Consider the following 22,780-nt stretch of genomic DNA (forward strand, 5'->3'; position numbering starts at 1 on the left):
TTTTTAAAAATTATAACTAATCCAAAAGTTCTTTTGCCATATTTTCAAGTTTATCCTGAAGATATGAGGGTGAAATTATTTTCATATGCGGCAGCCATCTTTTTGCCAAAAGCAGTATCTCATTTTCATCATTTATATAATATCTTAAAATAAGCCCATCTTTCGTATCCTTAACCACAGTCTGTGAATCAAGAAACTTCTTGGCTTTGAAATGTCTTTCCACTTCCCGGTCGACAAAAACAATAACCTCAAATTTCGGTTTGTCGTATGCGCTCATCAACGACTGAAAATTTTCGATAAATTTTAAAAGGTCCCTGTTTTTTTTAAACTCTTTGGATTTCAACTCCACCTTTTTTATAAAATTCAGTCTTAAAAATTTTACGCCGCCGTTAAATTCATCGTCATCCTGTGTTACAAGATACCAGTTCCCTTCGGCAAACACTATTTTATGGGGTCTTAAATTATCAAACCGTTTTAATTGATCGCTTTCGTACTCCACATCTATCATCTGGGAATATTTAATTGCCTTTTTCACTTTCTGAAAAAGCGGGAAATTCATCACTTCTTCAAAGGGTGATACTTTTATATAAAACAGTTCATCATCGATTATTTTATCAAGCAGTTTTTTATTGATATGGAAATATTTAAGCAATTTGGGATTAAACGCCGCAACAACATTTGCAAATTTTTCAAAATCTTCATAATCTTTTTGGTTTAAAAGAATTTCTTTTACTTTTTTGAAATTTAAATATTTATAACAACCCTTTTTCTCCTGAACCAGTTCTATATCAAAAAATTCGCTTATATCTTCAAGATATCTTTGAACGGTACGCACACTTACATTCAGTTTTTTGGCATACTCTTTCGTACAGACGGTATTGAGTTTTGAGAGGTCTTTTAAAATTTGAAGTATGTTAAAAACCTTTTTATCTTTCATAAAACCCCTTGTTTAAAGAATTTTTTAAAAAAACCGCATATTCCACCGGAAACAAAATCTTTTGGATTATTTTATCATTAACCGGTGTCAAAAGCGGCATATTCTGAGTAAAATCATCATATTTTATTTTTGTAAAAACCAAATTTTTTATAAAACTCAGATACTTTACATCCGCTTCATTGTACAATTTTATCGACAATTCCATATAATTGTGATCGAGCAGATATCTCGCTTCAACCAGGTCTTCGCTATATACGTCAAAAATTTTCTCAAATTCCGGATTATCCATTTTTATTCTGGTTTTGTCATATGTAACGGGCAAAATGTCGCTTAAATGAAAGCTTGAAGGACGAATAATCACATAATTTTTTACCATTCTTTTATGCTTTAAAACAATCAAAAATCCGGCAAATTTTGTAACCGTTGTGGTATATGAGTTCCCTTTGCTGTCTTCTTCCTCTTCTTCTTTTGTAAACTCAACATACGCAAGTCTGAAATCCCGACCCGTCACAAGACTGTGAGAATCATAATCGTCATAATCAAAATCGAAAAGATTACTGCTGAGGGCTTCGTCTTCACTAAATCCCTCTTCCGGAAAAAAATACAAATCATTACTTTTCAACAGAGGCTTTAAAATCCTCTCGATAAATTCGGATTTGTAATATTCAACCGCCGATATCGCCATTCCGATAATCAAAAGCGCAACAACACCTCCTATTAAATAATGCCACCAAAGCACAGCGAATTTAAATGTCAAATACCCTGCAATACCGACCAGAACGGCAGCCAAAAACACTTTAAAAACAGCTGTTTTTCTTAATTGTTCAACATCTCTCATTTTCAGCCTTTAAAATAATCGGTAACGTTTATGTTTTCACGCTCACTTTCAGGTATTTCAAATACTTTTTTACGGTTATATCCCATAATTGAAGCCAAAACATTAGTCGGAAACATCTCTATTGCGTTGTTATAATCCGTTACGGCCTGGTTGTATGCCCTTCTCGCCGCTGAAATCTGGTCTTCCACATCCTTAATGGCGTTTTGCAGCTGCATAAAATTTTCGCTTGCCCTAAGCTGAGGGTAATTTTCAACATTTACCATTAAATTTTTCAAATATCCGCTTAATCTGCTTTCAAGCTCTATTTTTTCATTTTCATCTGTCGTTTGAAGAATCTGCGCTCTTATTTCGGTAATTTTCGTAAGCAAATCACTTTCATGTTTCATATATGCTTTAACGCTTGAAATTAAATTGGGAATCATATCAACTCTTTTTTTCAAAAGGGCGTCCACCGCACCGTACATATTCTCAACCATGTTTTTTCTGGCGATTAAAGAGTTATACATCATTACGATAAAAATCAATATAACAACCCTTCCTCCCCAATACATCCAATTCTCAAAATGCATAATCACTCCTTTTTTTATTGTCATTTTAAAAGAAAAAGAAGCCAAAAAACGACGTTTAATTATTTTCAATTAACGCTATATCAGTTAATTCTTTAGAAATTTCTTTTTTGGGTTTTATTCCCGCTTTTTCTTTTAGTATTTCAATCTGGCGTATAACATTGCCTCTGCCTGTTGTAAGTTTGGCTTTTGCGTTATCAAAAGATTTTTGGGCATTTTCCAATGATTTTCCAACTTTTTCAAAATCCTCTGTAAACCCTCTAACCTTATCGTAAAGATTTTCAGCGGATTTTACAACCTCTTCTATATTTTTAGCCTGTTTTTCAAATCTCCAGCTGCTCTCAATTGCTCTAAGAGACACAAGAAGAGTGGTAGGGGAAACAAGCACAACTTTTTTCTTAAACGCATACTCAAATAAAGAAGAGTCGTTTTCAAGCGCCAATAAAAGAGCGTTTTCAATAGGAACAAACATAAAAATAAAATCAAGCGAATTTACACCCTTTAATTTTTCATATTTTTTGTCGGACAAAGAATCTATATGGTTTTTTAAAGCCTGAATATGGGCTTTTATATAAGCTTTATCCTGCGTTTTTATATATTCCTCATAAGCCCTAAGGGAAGTCTTGGCATCGATTATTACATCCCTGTTGTTTGGAAGATGCACTATCACATCGGGACGGTAGCGTCTGTTTTCCCCATCGTTAAGACTCACTTCCCTTTCATATTCCCGCCCTTCTTCAAGCCCGCTGAGTTCTAAAACCCTCTCAAGCACAAGTTCGCCCCAGCTTCCCTGGGTTTTACTCTCTCCTTTTAAGGCTTTTGCAAGATTTTGGGCATCTTCTGAAAGCCTGTAGCTTAGCTCTTTAAGATTTTTAAGCTCATTTTGAAGAGCACTTATCTTTTCGGCTTCATCCCTGCTTAGATACTCTATTTTGTCTTTAAACTCTTTCATCTGATTTTGAAGGGGAGAAAGCAGATTTGAAAGATTTTCTTTTGAAGTCTGGGTTATTTTCTCCCCCGTTTTTTCCAAAATACGGTTAGCAAGATTTTCAAAAGTCTCTTTTAGTTTTTCTTCGCTTTTTTTTAAAATATCAAGCTTTTCCTCAAATGATTTTTCGCTTTCTTTGAGTTTTGTTTTAAGCTCCCCGTTTTCGGATAAAAGCTTTTTATTTTCTTTTTCTAGAAGCTCGATTTTTTGTTCAAGATTTTCTTTTTGTGCTGTTACGTTTTTTATTTGCTCGTCTTTTACTAGATTTTGGGTTCTTTCATACTGCAAAGAAGCTTTAAGCTCATTAATATCACGCTCTTTTTTTCTCCTCTCATATACAAACAAAAACAGCAAACTGATAAAAACCCCTCCCAATATCCCTAAAACCACATATATATTCTCCATTTTTTTCCTTTAGATTATTTTTTCATAATTTCTTAACAGTTTTCTTCTTTTTTTAACATCGGGCAGATATTTCTCCACTTCCGCCCAAAACTCTCTTGAATGGTTTTTGTGTTTTATATGAGCCAGTTCATGAACTACAACATATTCTATAAGCTCGTAAGGAAGTTTGGCGAGATAATAATTAAAAGTTAGATTATTTTTAGCACTGCAACTGCCCCATCTCGTTTTATTAAATCTAAAAGAAACTTTTGAAGGATAAAGATTCATTTTTGAAGAATATTTTTTTACATATTCCAATACCACCGGAGGCAGTTTTTCTTTATATATTTCTTCACCGGCAACTAGCACTTTTTTACCGAAAAGATAGTTTTCTTTTTTAGTTTCAATTTTTTTTAAAATTTCATCGGCGTACTTTAAAATAAATTTCTCCACGTTTTTTTCCGGTATTAAATAAGAAGCGCTTACTTCAACATAATCTTTCCTTATTCTGAGATACATATGCTTTATGGCTTTTCTTATCAACTTATACTTAATCTCTTTTTGATTATAAATAACTGTTTTCATCGTTTTTTCATAAATTCCACTATTTTCCCATGAAATCTCGCATAACATAAATTAAAACTGTTTTCATAATCTTCTTTTAATTTATCCCAGTTTTCTTCAATCCCTCTCTCGCACCACTCTCTCATTTCGTCATAACTTTCAAATTCATAACCGTGTTTCTTAAGAAGTCTTCTCGTATAAGCATCCACAACCATAATATCCCTGCCGCACGCATAACAAAGTATCGAATCAGCAGTCTCAAAACCGATTCCTTTTTGATTTAAAAGCCATTCCCTATCAACGTTTTCCTTAAAAGTTTCAAAATCCCCGAAATCCCTTAAAATATTACGGCTTAAAGCAATAAGCCTTTTTGATTTTTGATTATAAAACCCCGCCGGTTTTATAAGTTCAGCTAAATATACAGGATCATATGAAGCTATTTCTTCCACTTTTAACTTTTCACTTTTAACTTTTAACTGTTGTAATGCTTTTTCCACATTTTCCCATTTTGTATTCTGCGTTAATACCGCTCCTAAAACCACCTCAAACGTCCCGTAACCCGGCCACCAAAATTTCGGTCTGTTTTTTAACAGATTTTTTTTCTTCAGTTCTTTTAAAAGTTCGTAAGAGTTACTGAATTCCATTTTCCGCCTCTTCTACAAAAAAGTATTATAAAATTTCAATGAAGGGACAAGGAAAACATTTTTTTTAGGCTTAAAGCCTGTTATAAAGTCTGTCCCTCTGTCCCTATACTTCCAATAAGTTGGTTGAGCTTTAAAGCTCGTGTAACGAGGAAGGTTTAAGATAGGGACACTTATTATACCATATCTTACTTTAAGGAGTGAAATATGGTTTGTGGTGTTGATATCTCTAAAAACAGTTTTAATACCAAGCCTTTCAGATTATCAGTAACGACCTTAATACTATTGACGGTGATAACTTTGATGAGATTTCACAGGAAATTGAGAACAGTTTTAAGGAGAGTTAAATTTATTGAGTCCGGCACTTAAAGTGCTTAACTTGTCGAGTGCTTTACCCGTTGAGCCAGCACAGCGAGTCAACGGAATTATTTAAAATTGCCAAAAAGAGGATTAGAGAATGTAGAACGCTTTTTAATTAAGCTAACTTAGCTTCTTTTTGTAAATGATGTTTTTTTAAATTATCTAAAATCATTAATTTAAGCTTATCTAAAAAAAGCCTATCAGTTCCTTTACTTTTATCCTTTTCAATAACATTCAAAGCCATTTTATCAAGCTCAATCACTCTTTTATCATTCTCAAAAGGTTTTAATGCTTCTCTTGTTGCTAAAAAAAGATGCCCCTCTCCAAAATCACTAGTCCACACTTTCGTATAAATCTCGTAATCTTTTAAAAGCTTGTTTAACTTTTTCATTTGGTTGTCCTTTTAAGATTTTACCTCCTATTTCTTTATGTAAGGTTTCAAAATCTTTTCTGTTTTTTTCAATTTTGTAACTTGTCATAATTTCACCGTGTTCATTGAAAATTACAGCCCAATCTTTTGTTTTATTATAACACAAATTATCCCAACTTTTTTTATGAATTGCATAAATATATTCTTCTGCTTCAATTATACAGTCAATAGTTTTTTTAATATAATCGTTTTTATCGGTTATATGCCCTAAAATTAACCTTGTTTCAATATGCTCTATAAATTTTTCTTCATTCATCCATAATTTATAAAATTCTTTTTTTACATCATTGATTTTATTTACTTTATTGATTATTTTATCATTTAATTTAGCTAATTTTATTTTAAAATCCATATCTTCTTTATCTTCTTTTTTTGCAGAATTATATCCAAAAACATCCACATATCTCCTTATCGGATACTTCGGTCTTATGGCGTTAAAAATCTTTTCAATATCCTCCCCGTTTTTAAATCTCATAAGCTTTTCACGGCTTCCAAGTATATTAATCTGTTTTTTCTCCCTAAATTTACTCATTATCTCTTTTTCAGCCGTTTTCCATTTTTTCCTTTTTCCTCTTACTTTTTTGTAATAAGGCATATAAATGCAGTAACAGCTAAAACCACCTTAAACGTCCCGTAACCCGGCTACCAAAATTTCGGTCTGTTTTTTAACAGATTTTTTTGCTTCAGTTCTTTTAAAAGTTCGTAAGAGTTACTGAATTCCATTTTCCGCCTCTTGTGTTTTTAATATTTTATCTTCCGTTATTTTAAGCTTAAACGCTTTTTCAGATTTACCTTCTTTTACGTTAATTACCAGACACTGCATAATACTTTTGCACTTATCCGGAACGTCAAAATGCTGTTTAAGTCCCGTCAGCATATTGGCAACCGGCCCGTCTTCTTTCATTCCGATAATATTATCGGCACACCCCGTAAGACCTATATCGGTGAGATAACACGTACCTTCGCTTATTTCCAAATCGTCCGTGCCTATATGGGTATGCGTTCCGACAATCGCCCCGGCTTTGCCTTTTAAAATATGAAAAAGCGTTCTTTTCTCAGCGGTAGCTTCCGCATGAAAATCTATAAATATAAATTTGTCCCTGTTTTTAACAAATTCTGCAAGCTCCCTAAAAGGATTTTTACCGTAAGGCATACAGCAAACCCCCATAGCGCTTATTACTATAATGTTTTCATCTTCATAATACCACTCCCCTGGGGCTTCAAAATAGTTTAAAGGTCTTAAGATTTTATTTTCGCTTAAAAGTTTCAAAGCGTCCTTTTTTTTATCAAAAGTATGGTTTCCGCCGGTAAATATATCTATTCCGGCATTTTTCATCTCTTTATAAATTTTCTCAGTAATCCCAAAACCATGCGCCAGATTTTCGTAATTGGCTATCACATAATCTATTTCATACTCTTTTTTTAAACGGGAAAGATGTTTTTTTACCAGTTTTCTTCCCGGTTTTCCTACTATATCTCCTATAAAAAGTATATTCATTAAAATCCTTTGGTATAATATCAAAATGAAAAAGTTAATTATACTAATTATAATCAATTTTGCAATTGCCGCAAACTTAACAACCATATATAAAAAAATTAAACAAAAAAACAACACTATTGAAGAAACATTAATAGGTATTAAAAAAGATTTTATTTCAAAAATAAATTTTTTTATTCCTAATTATTTAAATATTAACGATGAAAAATCGTTTGTAAACTATTCGGCTAAATATTCAACACTTAACCATAAAGCATCATCTTCTTTTACGCTTCATCTGAGGTTTCCGTCATTTCAGATACTTAAAAAAACCTTACGCAAAAAACAAAAAAACAAATCAACATCCTCATCTTTTACAACCTTTGAATACAAAATCAGACCTTATGTAAGATTAAAAAAAGGTAAAATTAAAGTGTTTTTATCAAACTCCTTTAAAATCAAAAAAAACTCCGCTGTAAATTTTACTTTTTTGGAAAAAATAGACCTCTATTCTGACGGTTACTGGGAAGAAAAAAGCGAATTTTCAATAAACAAAAATAAAAACACCGCAACCCTTAATATATCCACCAACAAAAACGAAAAAAACAATCTTTTTTATACCCTTGGATTTTATCATTCCCACATATTCTATAAAAAACTGTATGTTTTGGGATATGAATTATCCGGTGAAAAAGAAAAAGCCCCTTTCATTTATTCACATACTTTTTTTATTTCCTATAGACATGCACTGTTTAATACAAAAAGAATATATTATGAAATAAAACCTTTTTTATTTTATTCAAAAGAATACGATTTCAAATTAAAAGAAGGGGTCAATTTCAGTTTTCATTACAAATTTTAGATAAAATTTCAATAAAAAGGTATTTAATGCCAAATCCAATTGAGAGAGTAAAAAAAGCCATAGAAGAAATTCAAAAAGGCAATATGATTATAATGATAGATGATGAAGACAGAGAAAACGAAGGTGATTTGGTATATGCAGGAGTTTTTTCCACACCTGAAAAAGTTAATTTTTTAGCAAAAGAAGGACGCGGGCTTATCTGCGTATCTCTTACAAAAGAAATTGCCGACAAACTCGACTTAAAACCCATGGTAAATTCAAATAAAGAAAGTTTCTCAACCGCTTTTACAATAAGTGTGGACGCTAAAGAATGCAAAACGGGTATAAGCGCGTTTGAGAGAGATTTGACAATAAAAAAACTAAGCTCACCCACCAGCAAACCTGACGATTTTGTAAAACCGGGGCATATTTTTCCTTTAATCGCAAAAGAAGGCGGAGTGCTCGTCAGAACCGGACATACCGAAGGCAGCGTGGATATTTGTAAACTCGCAGGAGTGTATCCAAGTGCCGTAATATGTGAAATAATGAATGAAGACGGCACAATGGCAAGGCGTGATGATTTAGCTAAATTTGCTAAAAAACATAATTTAACAGTAGTATATATTTCGGATATAGTAGAATACAGACTTCAATTCGAAACACTCGTAACAAAAGAAAAAGAAGAAGTAACCGAACTTGACGGTGTAAAATTCAAAAAAATAGAATTCACCGACCATTTGGGTCAAAAACATTACGTTTTAGCAAACAACCCAAAAGAAACAACAAATGTTAAATTTTTTAAAGTAACTAAAAATGTGGATTTTTTATTAAATGAAGAATTAATGAAAGATTATAAAAAAGCGCTTGAATACATTAAATATAACAATGGAGTAATTATTTTTATAGATTCAAATTCAAAAGATAATAAAGAATTTGGAATCGGAGCTCAAATTTTAAAAGCTTTGGGAATAAAAAACTTACATCTTTTATCCCGTCATAAAAACGATTTAAACGCTCTTAAAGGATTTGGAATAAATATAAAAGAATATGTGGAGATATAAATGAAAAAAGCTATTATTTTACATAATATGGGAGGGGCAAGAAATCCTGAGGAGTTAAAAGAATTTCTTTATAATATGTTTAAAGATAAAAGAATAATATCTTCTCCTATAAGACATATTTTAGCACCCCTTATTTCAAACCTCAGATATAAAAAAGTATGGGAAAATTATAAATTAATAGGTGGAAGCAGGATTTATGATTTAACTGAAAAGCTTTCAAAAAAAATGAAACAATATACGGATTTTGAAGTGGTTTATGCCATGAGATATACTAAACCTTTTTTAGATGAAATTATCCATAAATATGATGAGGTAATATTGCTTCCCCTTTATCCGCATTACTCTTTTACAACTTATGAAAGTAGTTTAGATGATTTAAAAAGTACAAATTTCAAAGGAAAAGCAACAGTCACAAAACCTTTTTATAAAGACGGCAGGTTTAATGAAATAATAAAAGAAAATATATTAAATGAAATTGAAAATCCCAAAGAGTGGAATTTAATATTTTCAGCCCACGGTATTCCAAAAAAACTTCTGAAAAAAGGGGACAAATACTATTCACATGTAAAAGAACACGTAGAAATATTAAAAAAAATCTTACCTGAATTTAAATCAATAAACCTTGCCTTTCAATCCCGTTTCGGTCCCGGTGAATGGCTTCAACCCTATTTAGATGAAGAATTGAAAAAATATAAAGACCAAAATGTTGTAATTTATCCTATATCTTTTATGATTGATAACTCAGAAACCGATTTGGAACTCAAAATCGAATATAAACATCTGGCAGATGAAATAGGAATAAAAAATTATAAAGTTATTTCCGCTCCAAACGATAATGAAAAAACAGCAAAATTTTTAGTGGAGTTAGCGCATGAAAGCCGTAATTCAAAGAGTTAAATATTCAAGCGTAAAAGTAGATAACAAACTTATTAATGAAATAAACAGTGGCTTAAATGTTCTAATAGGTTTCGAAAAAGAAGACGATGAGGAAAAAATAACAAAAATGGCAAAAAAAATAGCAAACATGAGACTTTTCGGGGATAAATTTGAAAAAAGCATAATGGATATTAAAGGTGAAATTTTACTTATACCAAACTTTACAATTCCGGCAATTACAAAAAAAGGAACACGCCCTAATTTTCAAAATTCAATGCCTCCAACTGAAGCTAGAGAATTTTATGATAAAATGCTAATAGAATTAAATAAATTTGTCCCTGCAAAAAGTGGAATTTTTGGTGCTATGATGGAAGTAACCATTATCAATGATGGGCCTGTTACAATAATTTTGGAGGTCTAAAAATGAAAAAAAGCATTATTTTCTTAATTTTTTTATCCTGTTTATTTGCTTATGATATTAAAGAATTCGTAACCTGTAAAAATGTAAAAAATTTAACTCCTATAGAAATCACCGACACATTTACCATAAAAGACCAAAAAGTTTATGCATTCGCTCATTTTATTAATATAAAAGAAAACAGACTCATTGATTTTGTATGGGAAAAAGAAGTTAACGGTGAGTGGAAATTATATGCGGATATCAAACTTCCAATTTATTCAGGAAGAAGATGGAGGACTTATTCTTATATAACAATAAGACCGTTTTTTGTCGGTAAGTGGAGAGTAAGTATTGTAGATGGAAGCAACACTATAGATTCAAGGGAATTTAAAATCATAGACAAAAATTTAACCAAAAACTCTTCCCAATAATCCTTGATACTGACTAAATATATTCAACAAGAGAACAAATTGTTTTACTTTATTTTGTCAGTGCTTAATCTTTTTTATACTCAATCTAAGAGGTCTGGCACCACTAAATCAATAAAAAGAAAAAAAAGCGGAAGATTATTCAACTTCCGCATCGATTACGTCGTCATCTCCGCCTTTATTTTGCCCCTGACTTTGTTGTTGTCCGCCTTGAGCACCACCCTGAGCAGCCATATTCTGGGCCGCTTTTTGAAGTTCGGCTTCAAGTTCGTTTTTAAGCTGTTCGATTTTAGCTTTATCTTCGCTTTGTTGCTCGATAAGTTCTTTTGCTTCTTTAATTTTAGCTTCAAGAGCACTTACGTCACCGAGTTTGTCTTTATTATCTTTGATGAATTTCTCAGCCTGATATGCTACAGCATCAAGCTCATTTCTAGCTTTAATAGCTTCAATTCTTTCTTTTTCTCTTTTGTTTGCTTCTTCAGCTTCTTTAATCATTCTCTCAATTTCTTCTTCACTTAATGTTGAGCTTCCTGTAATTGTAATTTTTTGCTCTTTACCTGTATCTTTATCTCTTGCTGTTACGTTTAAGATACCGTTTGCATCGATATCAAATGTAACTTCAATTTGTGGTACTCCTCTTGGTGCCGGTCTGATACCTTCAAGGTTAAACTGACCAAGTGATTTATTATCTTTGGCAAGTTCGGCTTCACCTTGTAATACGTGAATTGTAACTGCTGTTTGATTGTCTTCAGCCGTACTGAATATTTGTGATTTCTTCACAGGTATTGTTGTACCTTTTTCGATTATTTTTGTCATAACTCCACCAAGTGTTTCAATTCCAAGGCTAAGTGGTGTAACGTCGAGTAACAATACGTCTTTTACGTCACCTTTAAGTACTCCGGCCTGAATTGCCGCACCAAGTGCCACAACTTCGTCAGGATTTACAGATTTATTTAGTTTTTTACCGTTAAAATAATCGCTTACAAGTTGTTGAACTTTTGGGATTCTTGTTGAACCACCAACCATTACGATTTCATCAATATCTTCTTTATTTAATCCCGCATCTTTAAGTGCGTTATCAATATGAGTTAATGTTTCTTGTAATAAATCATCAATCATCGCTTCAAATTTAGCTCTTGTTAATTTTTTAACAAGGTGTTTTGGTCCGCTAGCATCTGCTGTAATAAATGGCAAGTTGATTTCAGTCTCTTCTTTAGTTGACAATTCTTTTTTAGCCTGCTCAGCCGCATCTTTAAGTCTTTGAAGAGCCATCTTGTCCTGGCTTAAATCAATTCCAGTTTCAGCTTTGAATTCGTCAATCAACCATTGAACGATTCTGTTGTCAAAGTCATCACCACCTAAGAATGCGTTACCGTCAGTTGCAAGTACTTGGAATGTACCATCGCCGATTTCTAGAACTGTTACGTCAAAAGTACCCCCACCAAGGTCATATACAAGTACTTTTTCTTCACCTTTTTTATCAAGTCCGTATGCAAGTGCCGCAGCTGTTGGTTCGTTAATAATTCTTAAAACGTTTAGCCCTGCAATTTTTCCGGCTTCTTGAGTCGCTTTTCTTTGAGCGTCGTTAAAGTATGCCGGTACTGTAATAACAGCTTCTGTAACTTCTTCACCGAAGAATTCTTCCGCGTCATTTTTTAATTTTTGTAAAATTTTTGCACTGATTTCCTGAGGTGTATATACTTTCCCGTCTACCTCAACAGCACAAGCTCCGTTTTTATCAACGATTTTATATTGAACGTGTTTTTTAGCTTCCTGAGCTTTTGGCTCATTACACATCATACCCATAATTCTTTTTACAGAATAAATAGTTCTTTCAGGGTTTGTGATTGCCTGTCTTTTAGCAGGTTCCCCTACCAAAACACCTTTATCAGTAAATGCTACTACAGATGGAGTAGTATTTTTACCTTCTTTATTTGGAATAATTTTTGCATCTTTTCCGTCATAATATGCCATTGCTGAGTTAGTTGTACCTAAGTCAATTCCTATTACTCTTCCCATTTTTCCCTCCTTAAAGTTTATTTTTTGTTTATTGTAACCATTGATGGTCTAATTAATTTTCCTTTTAGAGTGTATCCTTTTTGATACACGTCTACGATATCACCGTCTTTATGCTCTTCGCTTTGAACATGTTGAATAGCCTGGTGATATTCAGGATTGAACTCTTCATGTTCAACCGGTTCGATGCCATGATTTTTAAAGGTATCAAGCATCTTTTTAAGAGTAAGCTCAACACCTTCTATCAACTTATCAAAAGCCTCTTCTTTATTTTCAAGCTCTTTGGCATGAGCTATCGCCAATTCCAAACTATCAACTACAGGCAACAGGTCTTTTGCAAATCTTTCATATGCATAATCGACCATTGCATCAGCTTCTTTTTTAAGAATTTTTTTATCGTTTTCACATTTTGCATAAGCCCTCAGAGCTTCGTCAAGTTTCTTTTGAAGTTCTTCGTTTTGCTTTAAAACTTCTTCTATATTAATTTCTTGATTTTCCTGAGCCTGCATTTCAGCCTCAGGTTTTTTTTTATGTTTTTTTCCCATAATCCCCTCCTTTAAAGGCTTATAATAATGCCATATAAGCAAATCTCAATCAAACAATTGATTTCCAAACACCTTATATTACCTAAATTATATTAGATAATCAAACTCAAATGCTTTATAACGTTGAAATTATACACTTTTAAAAGAAAAAAGTCAAGAAAGTTAAATAAAAAAATAAAAAAGTTTTAGTCAAAAAGACTAAACTTTATTAACTTTATCATAAAATTTAAGAATAGAAATAAAAAGAGCCGTAACCGCAGGGCCTATGATAATACCCCAAAGACCGAAAGAAGAAAGTCCCGCAACGATAGAAAAGAAGATAAGAAGAGAATTTAACTCCGTATCGGATTCAAAAATTTTCTTAATCTCAGCTATGATAAAAGGTTTTACAAAAGTATCTGCTAAAATAGAGATTACTATTATCGAATATATCATAACAACCAAAGCGCCTTCCACTTCTCCGTTCGCATAAAGATATAAACTAACCGGACCCCACATCATAATTCCGCCTATTACAGGAATTAAAGAAGCAAAAGCATACATAATACTAAAAAAGAAAAAATTAAAACCGTAAAAACTAACTATTATTCCAAACAAAACACCTTCAAGCAGTGCCGTTAAAAGAGTAGAATAAAAAACAACACTCATAACTTCACTGGTACTGAAAAACAGTTTTTCAAGTTTTACGTCTTCAAGCGGAATAATTCTCTTAAAAAAATCAAGTATTTCTCTTCCGTAAAGAGTCGCAAAAAAGAAAAATATAATAATCAAAAAAGTATCTTTTATAAAAACGGCGCTTTTAGCGGTAAGAGTCCCTATAATAGGCATAATGGATTCATAAATTTTTTGAATGTTATCAGCCGTTAAAAAGCTTTTTATATAATTTCCTATTTGTGAGGGAAGATAAGAAATTAAATCCTGTGCTTTTTGAATTACCAACTTTATATCTTCTATATTTATATGAGCCAAAAACTTACCCACTGTAATAATAAAATATAATATCGGACCGAATATTAAAATAGAAAGAATAAAAGTAACTATAGCTGTTACGATATATCTGTTTTTTATATATTTGGAAATCATAAAATCTATCTTTCCAAAAGAAATGGCCATAAGAGAAGCTATCGCTATATCCATAAGATATGGCTTATACGTTAAATATACAAAATATCCCACCACAAATGTTAAAAAAGTCAAAAATTTCATCTCTTTTCCTAAAACAAAATATTTGGCGTTAAATTTAAAATTTCATAAGTCTTTCTTGTAGCAATCCTTCCCTTAGGCGTTTTTTCAACATACCCGTTTGCTATTAAAAAAGGTTCTATCATCTCCTCAATAGTATCTTCATCTTCGCTTAAGGCAGCCGCAATCGTAGAAAGCCCCAAAGGTTTTTTGGCATCTACTAAAAGTCTTAAAAACCTTATGTCAAGTTCGTCAAATCCGTGTTCGTTTATCCCGAGTTCGTCAAGAGCATATTTTGCTATTTTTTTATCTATAAGTTTTTTATCTTCAACTTCGGCAAAATCCCTAACCCTTTTAAGAAGCCTAAGAGCTATTCTCGGAGTTCCACGGGAACGTTTGGCTATTTCATGTGCCGCATCCGTTTTTATATCATAGTTTAATTTTTTACTTGCAAGTTTTATAATTAAACTCAAATCCTCAACATTGTAAAAATTAAGCCTAAAACTCATACCAAATCTGTCGCGAAGAGGATTACTTAACATCCCGGCTCTTGTCGTAGCTCCTATTAACGTAAATCTAGCTACATCCAGCTTTATAGTCTGAGCCGCCGGACCGCTTCCTATCACAATATCAAGCCTGAAATCTTCCATAGCCGAATATAGAACCTCCTCAATAGAGGCTTTTAGTCTGTGAATTTCGTCGATAAATAAAATATCTCCTTCTTCCAGATTAGTTAAAATTGCAGCAAGGTCCCCTGATTTTTCAAGCATAGGAGCCGAAATGGTTTTAATATTGGCATTCATTTCATTAGCTATAATATTGGCAAGTGTCGTCTTTCCAAGACCCGGAGGTCCGAAAAAAAGCATATGGTCAAGGCTCTCCCCTCTTTTTTTAGCCGCTTCTATAAAAACTTTTAGGTTTTTTTTAATCTGCTCCTGACCTATATATTCATCCAGATTCTGAGGCCTTAAAGATTTTTCATATCCTTCTTCAAAACTAACTTTTTCAATTTCAACTATTCTCACTATCTGCCTTTCAATAATTAAACAATCTGTAATGTCTGTTTATTTAAAGTTTTTATTTTGTCTTTTAGCATTTTCAAACTTCATTTTCTTAAAGTTCTCTCACAGCCAAACTTTAGAAAAATCCACTTTTACATTACAATCTAAATCATCTGTTTTAAATATTTCATCTTTTAAATCCGCAATTTTTATATACTCTCCGTTTATTAACTTATAAATTTTTACTCTTTTATCATCAGGATACACAATTCCGTAATATTTAACCCCTTCTTGCTTATAAAGATTAAATTTTAAAAGCTCATCCCTTTGAATACTTCCTTTGCTTACTACTTCGAAAATAATCTCGGGAGTTGTTGTAATATCATCAATTTCCCCGCATTTTATAAATACGTCAGGTCTAACAACCGTATCTTCGCTAAATTTTACTTCGCTCTCCATTAAAGCATGACATTTAGAACAATTTTCCAAATTTCTATCAAGCTGAACTAATATTTTTCCACTAATTTTTTGATGACTTGGAAGTGCAAAAGGTGCCATAGCATAAGGTGCACCATATATAAGCTCCCAATCACCATCCCATTTTATATAATCACTAAAAGTATAATGTTCTAAGTAAGTTACTGCCATTTTTTCTCCTATTTTTTTTAATAAATCTCCTCATCACTAGGAAATTTTCCCATAATTACATCATCAACGTATTTTCTAACAGCACTTCTTACAATCTCAGCCCCGTTTAAGTACCGTCTAACAAATTTCGGTTTAAACTCTTCAAAAAATCCGAGCATATCACTCCATACAAGCACCTGTCCCGTCGTATATCTTCCAGCGCCTATTCCAATAGTCGGGATATTTACACTCTCAGTTATCTCTTTTGCCACATCTTCTTTAACACCTTCAATAACAAGCATTACAGCCCCGGATTCTTCCAGGGCTTTAGCGTCTTTAAGCAACTTTTGTTTTGATTTTTCATCTTTTCCTTTTACTATATATCCGCCTTCACTTCTGCTGAATTGTGGCATAAGGCCTATATGTCCCACTACTGCTATACCGTTTTGAGCAAGAAGTTTTACAGTTTCGGCTCTTTCAGCTCCGCCTTCAAGCTTTACAGCATCCGCTTTTGTTTCTTTATATATTTTTATCGAATTTTTCAAAGCATCTTCAGGAGTATTGTAAGTACCAAAGGGCATATCAGTTACGATATAAGCATTTTTAGCTCCGTTACAAACAGCTTTAGTATGATAAATCATCTGCTCAAGCGTAGTGCTTAAAGTATCGTTTTCTCCCAAAAAACTCATATTCAAACTATCTCCAACTAAAATAATATCCACCAATTCATCAAAAATCTTGGCAAACAATGCGTCATAAGCGGTTATCATAGTAATGTTTTCTTTTTTATAAAGAGCTTTAAGTGTCTTTTTCATGCACTTCCTTTTGATATAATTTCTAAAATATATTATACCAAAGGAAATAAATGAAAAAGTTAATAGCTTATATAACAACAGCATATCCAGACAAAAACTTTACTATAGAACTGATAGAAGCTTTACAAAAAAATGGAGTCGATGCTATAGAGCTTGGAATTCCTTTTTCAGACCCGGTAGCCGACGGACCTGTAATTCAAGAAATAAACAAAAGAGCGTTAGAAAATGGATATAAAATAAAAAATACGTTTGAAGTAAGTGAAAAAACAGCAAAAAACATTGATATTTATTGGATGGGATATTTTAACAATTTCTATCAAAAAGGCTATGATTTTATGACTCAAAAGGCCAAAGAATACGGTGTTAAAGGTTTTATTATTCCTGATTTGCCGTACGAAGAAGCGATTGAATATGAAGAAAAGTTTCCTTTAATTTCTTTTGTAGCGCCTACTGATTCAAAAGAGAGAATAAAAGAAATTTTAAAAAATCCAAAAGAATTCATTTACATGGTAGCATATGCAGGAATTACGGGAGCAGAAAAAAAAGAGGATTTAAGTGAAATAATAAAAACAGTAAAAGAAATTACAAACACACCTCTTTATATAGGATTTGGAGTTAATGAAAAAACAGCCCGTGAAAAAGCAAAAGGAGTTGATGGGGTAATTGTGGGAAGTGCTTTTGTAAAAGTATTATTAGAGGATATTCCTAACAGTGAAAAAATAAAAAAAATATGTAAAAAAGCCAAAATCATAAAAGAAGAAATTAATTCTTAAACTTTTCTTAAAAAATTATTGACTTTTTAAGAAAAATTTGATAAAATTCGATTAGTCATTCGCGCATAGGCTTCTTAGAAGCCCTTGCGGGGGTGACATGGCTTCGACAGGGGCAGAAAGCCCTAAGCTGCACGTCGGCCTGGACAAGCCGTAAAACGGTCCGCTAAAAATAAACGCAGCAAATAACAAAACTTACAGCCCAGCAGTAGCAACAGCTGCTGCTTAATTAAGTAGTTTCGGGCGCCTCCGCCCACTGAGGCCTGCCACCGCCTCGGGCGGAGAGTAAAGCGTGGCTAGGATTGTAATCTATGAGTGCGGATTACAGTCTGAAACCATCAGCACTCCTCTCTTCCGCAGGGTTTTGTCCGTTGAACCCGGAAGAGCAGTATAATCAACGGACTAAGCGTGTAGACGCTTAGGGTAATCTGTTTCTGGACTCGGGTTCGATTCCCGACACCTCCACCAATAAATATTTGGTGTCAGAGAAAATATGTTAACATTGAAGTTTTAATTTTTCATCATTTTCCATACAGCCACTACAATAGGCACTTCTAAAACTATTCCTATAACCACCGCTTTTAACGTACCTTCAGGGTCATTTACCAAAGGAAGTCCGCCGGTATTCATCCCAAAAAACCCGGTTACAAGAGTCAAAGGCAAGAAAATTCCTGATAAAAGAGTCAAAACAAACATAATTTTATTCATCTTTTCATCCTGCTTTGCCCTAAAAAACTCATAAAGATAATCCAACTTTTCTATCGCATTTTTTGCAAACCTAAAAGCCCGTTGAAAGTGTTCTTCAAGGTCTTTAAAAGCAAAATTATCCACTTTTTCCTTATAATATTTTAAAAATCTCTCAAACGCCACAATCGCATGTCCCATCAGTCTTTCTATCAACACAAGTTCTTTTTTAAGTTTCAGCCATTCGTTTGCAAAAGATTTATCAATATTTTCCTCATAAAGCCCATCTTCCATTTTCGCTATTTGCATATGAAATTTATTAAGTTTAGCCAGTATTTTATCCACTCTTACATCTAAAAACTTATGCAAATCAAAAAAATCCCCAAGATATTCAAACTCTTTTTTATTTCTGTCAAAAATATATACTTTATTTTCCTTTATTAAAAAAGCGTAAGAAATAACCTCCACTTTTTCATCTTTTATAAAAGGAAGCCTTAAAATCAAAACCCCATACTCGTTTGTTATTTCAAAATCACTCGGATGGTCCTTATTTTCTATATCATCTTCTAAAAAACTGTTTAATTTAAATTTCATAAAAATTCCTTTTCATACCAGCGCGAAAAAAGATATAAAGCCCAAATATGCTGTTTATACCTTTTGTGCCCCGTTTTTATTATTTCTTTTAAATACTCTTCATTAAATATTTTGCTTTTTCTGTTAATATCTATAATCCGTTTAAGTTCTTTTTCTTCTTTAAGCCATTCATAAAAAGGAACGGCAAAACCCTTTTTCCTTCTATAAACAATCTCTTTTGGCAGATATTTTTCAGCTATTTTTTTTACAATCCACTTTTTAGAACCTCTAATTTCCTCAGGCATAGAAAAAACAAAGTTTACCAAATTTCTATCAAGAAAAGGAGAGCGGGCCTCTATTGTATGGGCCATAAACATTTTATCAAGTTTCATAAGCAAAACCTCTCCTACCCACACCTTTAAATCAAAATATGTAAAATCAAAGCTTCCCCAACCTTTTAAAAACCGTTGATAATTAACCTCCACGGCTCTTTTTCTCAGGGCTTTATTAATCTGTTTTTGAAAAAAAGTTTCATTTATTCCCCTAAAAACAGGCTCATCAGCAAAAAACCTTCTAAAAACTTCCCACTCTTTTATATCCTCAGGATATCTTTCCATATACTTTTTAAGCCATTTTTTATTGGGCAAATACGCTTTTAAAAAACCCAAATACTCTTCATACCTTCTGTAACCCAAAAAAAGCTCATCGCTCCCTTCCCCGCTGAAAACAACTTTTAGAGGGATATTTTTAGCCAACGAAAAAGCCGCAAAAAAACTGCTGTCGCTAATAGGCTCTCCCACAGCTTCTAAAACAGCATCAAAACTTTCAAAAAAATCCCTCTTTTTTAAAACAACATCGTAATTATTAATTTTCAAATATTTAGCGACTTCTTTAGCGTATTTTCTTTCGTCATAATTTTCATAACCTTCATATCCTATACTGAAAGTGTCTATTTTTTTAAATTTACTAGCAATTGCCACAATCAAAGAACTATCCACTCCCCCGCTTAAAAGAGAGCCTATCTCCACTTCTCCCATAAACCTTTTTTGTATACTCTTTTTCAACAATTCTTCTGTTTTATTAAAGGCTATATCTTCCGTTATATTCTTATCAACCATCCTTTCAAAATCATTCCATCTTTTTATTTTTCCATCATAATAACACCCGGCAGGAAGTTTATAAATACCTTCATATATGGTATTGGGAGCCAAAGAGGAGTTATAGGCCAGATATTCGCTAAGCGCCTCAAAATTAATTTCTTTACCTACAATATTTATTAAAGGTTTTATATCGGAGGAAAAAGCGTTTTTTGTAAAAAAAAGAGGCTTTTTACCGAATTCATCTCTAAAAAGATATAGTTTTCCATCAAACACGGCAACAGCAAACATTCCATCAAGTAATTTTACAAACTCAACCCCAAATTTATCCCAAAGTTCGGCAATTGTTTCTATTTCGGTACAAGCGTTTAAATTGTGTTTTTTAATCAAATCCTTATAATTATAAATCTCACCGTTAAATACAAAGAGTTTTTCTCCCATTTTTAAAGGCTGAATATTTTTATCCCTGTTTTCTATGGCCAGCCTGTTAAAACCAAAAACGGCTTTTTCATTTTTTATTATTTTTTGAAAATCCCTGCCCCTATGAATCATCAAATTAAGAGAGCTTCTTACTGTTTCTTCACAACTGCCCAATATTCCGAATATAGCGCACAAAATTTATACCTTTATATTTTTTCAAAAGGAGAAGGTTCATTCAGTAAAATATCAAAAGAAAATAAAAAAACCCCGAAAAAAAGTATAAATACCTTTTTTATCTACTCCCTTTTTCATTTAACTTGATAAAATTGTATCAAAAAAAGGTTTACAAAATGAAAGAAGTTTTTAAATATACTTTTACCACTGTTGCGGAGTGGAAAAAATTTTTTATTGTAGTGCTGATTATATCCATATTTACGTTGCTTGAACCTTATCCTTTTATAGGATATACCGTACTTATTTTAGAAAAACTGCTTTACCTTAGCATAGGGGCTTTCTTAATCTATCTTCTAAAACATTCAAAAGACGAAAAAGAGTATTTTGAAAATCTGAAAAAAAACGACGTTTCAACAATGCTGTTTCATTTCTTTCCCACTGCTGCTGGAATAATGTTAGGAAGTATTTTAATCTCAGCTTTTTGGTTTATATTTTTCTTTTTGATTTTACAGTTTACAAATTCTTTATATATATTGGCAAATCCCCACTCTTTTTTTGTAACGGTATCCTCCTCACCTGTTATTACACAGATTTTACTTGGATTTTATTCCATTTATCTACTATTTTTTTCTTATGTATTTTTAGGAAAACTTGGAGAGGCCCTTGGCAAAAACAGTTTTAAGGGAGCATTTGTTTCTATAATCTTATCTCTGATAGATTTTCAATATTGGATAAAAACGTTTAATTTAAAATATTTTATTATTTATTTAGTATGGAGTATTGTTATACTCTTTATATATTCCGCTATGAGTTTTACTTATATTTTCGTAATTTTTCCTAATATTGTTTTAAATCCGAATTTGTCTTTATTGATTATTCCAATTTTAGTGGCAGCAACTACGATTATTACTTATTTTACTTTCTTTAGTGCGTATTTTGCCAATAAAACAACCGGAAGAAATTAAGCGATATCCATCGCGCTTTCCGGTTTTTCTTCAACTATTCTTATATCTTGGGCTATTTCAGGAATTGGAACTATTTTTGTTTTTGTAACCACTCTCTCAGGAAGATGAATTTCTTTTCCTCTTACATGAATTGTAGTCGGTTTTATTGTCATTTTATAAATTATTTTTATACCGTATACTTTATTTCCAAATTTGTTTTTAAATTCCCCAGGACCCTCTACTTTTATATCAAAAGCATCTGCTGGGAAATAGAGCCTTTTTGCGTATTCTCTTTTTCTTCCAGGATGATAATAAACAAGCCATAACACTTTAGCACCGCCTTTATATTTAACTTCTGTAGGAATATAAGTTGAAGCTTTTTCTTCTTCCTCAAGTAATTTTCTTAAATACTCTTCGGCTGTGGTTTCAAAATCCTCATCGCTTACAGACTGATAAAATCTATCCCATCCGTTAACTTCCGCAATAATATTGGCAAGTTTTACCGAACGCTCTTTTTCTTCATTAATAAGTTTATCTATTACTCCTAGCAATCCTTCATCAAAATGAACCTTAAAACTTTCAAGATAAGGCAGGGTAGATAAAATATCTACCGCTTTTTTAAGTCTATCAAGACACTCCACATTTTCACATAAAACCATAGCTTTTCTTATATCACAAAAACTTTTTCTAAGCTCTTCAAGTATTTCAACACTTTTTTGAAGTGAAAATATAGAATTTGTAAGTTCTTCCACCACCTGATTTGGAATCTCTTTTAGCTGTTCTTCTATATTTATCTCTTTTTTCCAAGGTTCGTAACTTCTATCGAATTTTTTATATTTTGCCATGTAATTGGCTGTTTTTACAGTAGCCCTGTTTTCTTCAATCGCCGATTCTCTTAATTCTTCTATTTTATCTCCGAATTTTTTTTGCCAAAAAGGAGAATAAGTAAGAGTACATAAATAATCACTTCTTTTTTTAAGGTCTGTAAGCTCAGCCGCACTCTCAACATTTAACATCTCATCTCTAATGATGCAGTTAATTCTTCTTACATCCTCAACACTTTCAACTCTTCCGTAAATTCTTCCCATAGCCCCTCCTTAATTTTGAATTAATATTTAATTAAACTTATTATATAACAAAA

At 32.3% G+C, this 22,780-nt stretch carries 25 protein-coding genes and 1 other RNA gene; 8 read left to right on the forward strand and 18 right to left on the reverse strand.

What is annotated here, in order from left to right; translation table 11 throughout:
- Nucleotides 1–16: 16 nt before the first annotated feature.
- The 9 genes from ACXJH6_RS07835 to ACXJH6_RS07875 all read right to left on the reverse strand — a co-directional run bounded on the left by ACXJH6_RS07835 (nucleotide 17) and on the right by ACXJH6_RS07875 (nucleotide 7,206).
- Nucleotides 17–937 carry a helix-turn-helix transcriptional regulator gene (locus ACXJH6_RS07835; RefSeq protein ID WP_456471200.1) on the reverse strand — a complete coding sequence of 307 codons (921 nt, stop codon included), beginning with the start codon at nucleotides 935–937 and terminating at the stop codon, nucleotides 17–19.
- A complete protein-coding gene (locus ACXJH6_RS07840; protein WP_456471201.1) occupies nucleotides 927–1,775 on the reverse strand; it encodes a DUF3137 domain-containing protein in 849 nt (282 codons plus the stop codon). The genes ACXJH6_RS07835 and ACXJH6_RS07840 overlap by 11 nt, the downstream gene beginning before the upstream one ends.
- 2 nt (nucleotides 1,776–1,777) lie before the next feature.
- On the reverse strand, nucleotides 1,778–2,344 hold the full coding sequence (locus ACXJH6_RS07845; protein ID WP_456471202.1) for a LemA family protein: 567 nt from the start codon (nucleotides 2,342–2,344) through the stop codon (nucleotides 1,778–1,780).
- Nucleotides 2,345–2,399: 55 nt separating this feature from the next.
- Complete coding sequence (locus tag ACXJH6_RS07850) at nucleotides 2,400–3,734, reverse strand: DNA recombination protein RmuC (protein ID WP_456471203.1); 1,335 nt, start codon at nucleotides 3,732–3,734, stop codon at nucleotides 2,400–2,402.
- Nucleotides 3,735–3,743: 9 nt separating this feature from the next.
- Nucleotides 3,744–4,298, reverse strand: a complete 555-nt coding sequence (locus ACXJH6_RS07855; RefSeq protein ID WP_456471204.1) for a M48 family metallopeptidase — start codon at nucleotides 4,296–4,298, stop codon at nucleotides 3,744–3,746.
- Nucleotides 4,295–4,921: a 3-methyladenine DNA glycosylase gene (locus ACXJH6_RS07860; protein ID WP_456471205.1), complete on the reverse strand. Its 627-nt coding sequence runs from the start codon at nucleotides 4,919–4,921 to the stop codon at nucleotides 4,295–4,297. The genes ACXJH6_RS07855 and ACXJH6_RS07860 overlap by 4 nt, the downstream gene beginning before the upstream one ends.
- A 472-nt stretch (nucleotides 4,922–5,393) precedes the next feature.
- Nucleotides 5,394–5,669 carry a hypothetical protein gene (locus ACXJH6_RS07865; protein WP_456471206.1) on the reverse strand — a complete coding sequence of 92 codons (276 nt, stop codon included), beginning with the start codon at nucleotides 5,667–5,669 and terminating at the stop codon, nucleotides 5,394–5,396.
- Nucleotides 5,611–6,303: a hypothetical protein gene (locus ACXJH6_RS07870; RefSeq protein ID WP_456471207.1), complete on the reverse strand. Its 693-nt coding sequence runs from the start codon at nucleotides 6,301–6,303 to the stop codon at nucleotides 5,611–5,613. Before ACXJH6_RS07870 ends, ACXJH6_RS07865 begins: the two co-directional genes overlap by 59 nt.
- Nucleotides 6,304–6,417: 114 nt before the next feature.
- Nucleotides 6,418–7,206, reverse strand: a complete 789-nt coding sequence (locus ACXJH6_RS07875) for a TIGR00282 family metallophosphoesterase (protein WP_456471208.1) — start codon at nucleotides 7,204–7,206, stop codon at nucleotides 6,418–6,420.
- Nucleotides 7,207–7,231: 25 nt separating this feature from the next.
- Between ACXJH6_RS07875 and ACXJH6_RS07880 the strand changes: the two genes are divergently transcribed.
- From ACXJH6_RS07880 to ACXJH6_RS07900, 5 genes are read left to right on the forward strand one after another with little or no spacing between them, the layout of a single operon-like run.
- Entirely contained in the window at nucleotides 7,232–8,047 is an 816-nt protein-coding gene (locus ACXJH6_RS07880) for a hypothetical protein (protein ID WP_456471209.1), read from the forward strand.
- A 26-nt stretch (nucleotides 8,048–8,073) separates the two neighbouring features.
- On the forward strand, nucleotides 8,074–9,087 hold the full coding sequence (locus ACXJH6_RS07885) for a bifunctional 3,4-dihydroxy-2-butanone 4-phosphate synthase/GTP cyclohydrolase II (RefSeq protein ID WP_456471210.1): 1,014 nt from the start codon (nucleotides 8,074–8,076) through the stop codon (nucleotides 9,085–9,087).
- Nucleotides 9,088–9,984, forward strand: a complete 897-nt coding sequence (hemH, locus tag ACXJH6_RS07890) for a ferrochelatase (protein ID WP_456471211.1) — start codon at nucleotides 9,088–9,090, stop codon at nucleotides 9,982–9,984. It begins immediately after the preceding gene.
- A complete protein-coding gene (dtd, locus tag ACXJH6_RS07895) occupies nucleotides 9,959–10,384 on the forward strand; it encodes a D-aminoacyl-tRNA deacylase (RefSeq protein WP_456471212.1) in 426 nt (141 codons plus the stop codon). Before hemH ends, dtd begins: the two co-directional genes overlap by 26 nt.
- Nucleotides 10,385–10,386: 2 nt before the next feature.
- Nucleotides 10,387–10,794 (forward strand): DUF2914 domain-containing protein, encoded by a 408-nt coding sequence (locus tag ACXJH6_RS07900; RefSeq protein ID WP_456471213.1) that lies wholly within the window; start codon nucleotides 10,387–10,389, stop codon nucleotides 10,792–10,794.
- 135 nt (nucleotides 10,795–10,929) lie between these two features.
- Here ACXJH6_RS07900 and dnaK read toward each other — a convergent pair whose 3' ends face one another.
- The 6 genes from dnaK to panB form a co-directional block, all read right to left on the reverse strand.
- Nucleotides 10,930–12,810: a molecular chaperone DnaK gene (gene dnaK / locus ACXJH6_RS07905; RefSeq protein ID WP_456471214.1), complete on the reverse strand. Its 1,881-nt coding sequence runs from the start codon at nucleotides 12,808–12,810 to the stop codon at nucleotides 10,930–10,932.
- Between the two features lie 17 nt (nucleotides 12,811–12,827).
- On the reverse strand, nucleotides 12,828–13,352 hold the full coding sequence (locus tag ACXJH6_RS07910) for a nucleotide exchange factor GrpE (RefSeq protein ID WP_456471215.1): 525 nt from the start codon (nucleotides 13,350–13,352) through the stop codon (nucleotides 12,828–12,830).
- A gap of 198 nt (nucleotides 13,353–13,550) precedes the next feature.
- A complete protein-coding gene (locus ACXJH6_RS07915; RefSeq protein ID WP_456471216.1) occupies nucleotides 13,551–14,558 on the reverse strand; it encodes an AI-2E family transporter in 1,008 nt (335 codons plus the stop codon).
- 8 nt (nucleotides 14,559–14,566) lie between these two features.
- Nucleotides 14,567–15,562, reverse strand: a complete 996-nt coding sequence (gene ruvB, locus ACXJH6_RS07920) for a Holliday junction branch migration DNA helicase RuvB (RefSeq protein WP_456471224.1) — start codon at nucleotides 15,560–15,562, stop codon at nucleotides 14,567–14,569.
- A gap of 96 nt (nucleotides 15,563–15,658) precedes the next feature.
- Nucleotides 15,659–16,183: a Uma2 family endonuclease gene (locus ACXJH6_RS07925; protein ID WP_456471217.1), complete on the reverse strand. Its 525-nt coding sequence runs from the start codon at nucleotides 16,181–16,183 to the stop codon at nucleotides 15,659–15,661.
- 17 nt (nucleotides 16,184–16,200) lie between these two features.
- Entirely contained in the window at nucleotides 16,201–16,977 is a 777-nt protein-coding gene (gene panB / locus ACXJH6_RS07930) for a 3-methyl-2-oxobutanoate hydroxymethyltransferase (RefSeq protein WP_456471218.1), read from the reverse strand.
- Between the two features lie 50 nt (nucleotides 16,978–17,027).
- Here panB and trpA point away from each other — a divergent pair, with 50 nt between their 5' ends.
- Complete coding sequence (trpA, locus tag ACXJH6_RS07935; RefSeq protein WP_456471219.1) at nucleotides 17,028–17,750, forward strand: tryptophan synthase subunit alpha; 723 nt, start codon at nucleotides 17,028–17,030, stop codon at nucleotides 17,748–17,750.
- Nucleotides 17,751–17,838: 88 nt separating this feature from the next.
- Nucleotides 17,839–18,215: a transfer-messenger RNA gene (gene ssrA, locus ACXJH6_RS07940) on the forward strand.
- Nucleotides 18,216–18,257: 42 nt separating this feature from the next.
- Here the strand turns inward: ssrA and ACXJH6_RS07945 are convergent.
- Entirely contained in the window at nucleotides 18,258–19,025 is a 768-nt protein-coding gene (locus tag ACXJH6_RS07945) for a CorA family divalent cation transporter (protein WP_456471220.1), read from the reverse strand.
- Nucleotides 19,022–20,716: an asparagine synthase (glutamine-hydrolyzing) gene (gene asnB / locus ACXJH6_RS07950; RefSeq protein ID WP_456471221.1), complete on the reverse strand. Its 1,695-nt coding sequence runs from the start codon at nucleotides 20,714–20,716 to the stop codon at nucleotides 19,022–19,024. The genes ACXJH6_RS07945 and asnB overlap by 4 nt, the downstream gene beginning before the upstream one ends.
- 155 nt (nucleotides 20,717–20,871) lie before the next feature.
- On the opposite strand from asnB, the gene ACXJH6_RS07955 reads away from it, so the two are divergent.
- Nucleotides 20,872–21,660 (forward strand): hypothetical protein, encoded by a 789-nt coding sequence (locus ACXJH6_RS07955; protein ID WP_456471222.1) that lies wholly within the window; start codon nucleotides 20,872–20,874, stop codon nucleotides 21,658–21,660.
- Here the strand turns inward: ACXJH6_RS07955 and ACXJH6_RS07960 are convergent.
- The gene (locus tag ACXJH6_RS07960) at nucleotides 21,657–22,727 is read right to left on the reverse strand and encodes a hypothetical protein (protein WP_456471223.1); all 1,071 of its coding nucleotides are present in this window, start codon (nucleotides 22,725–22,727) and stop codon (nucleotides 21,657–21,659) included. The two genes, ACXJH6_RS07955 and ACXJH6_RS07960, sit on opposite strands and share 4 nt — an antisense overlap.
- Nucleotides 22,728–22,780: the final 53 nt, after the last annotated feature.

The sequence above is a fragment of the Caminibacter sp. genome, from assembly GCF_053999135.1.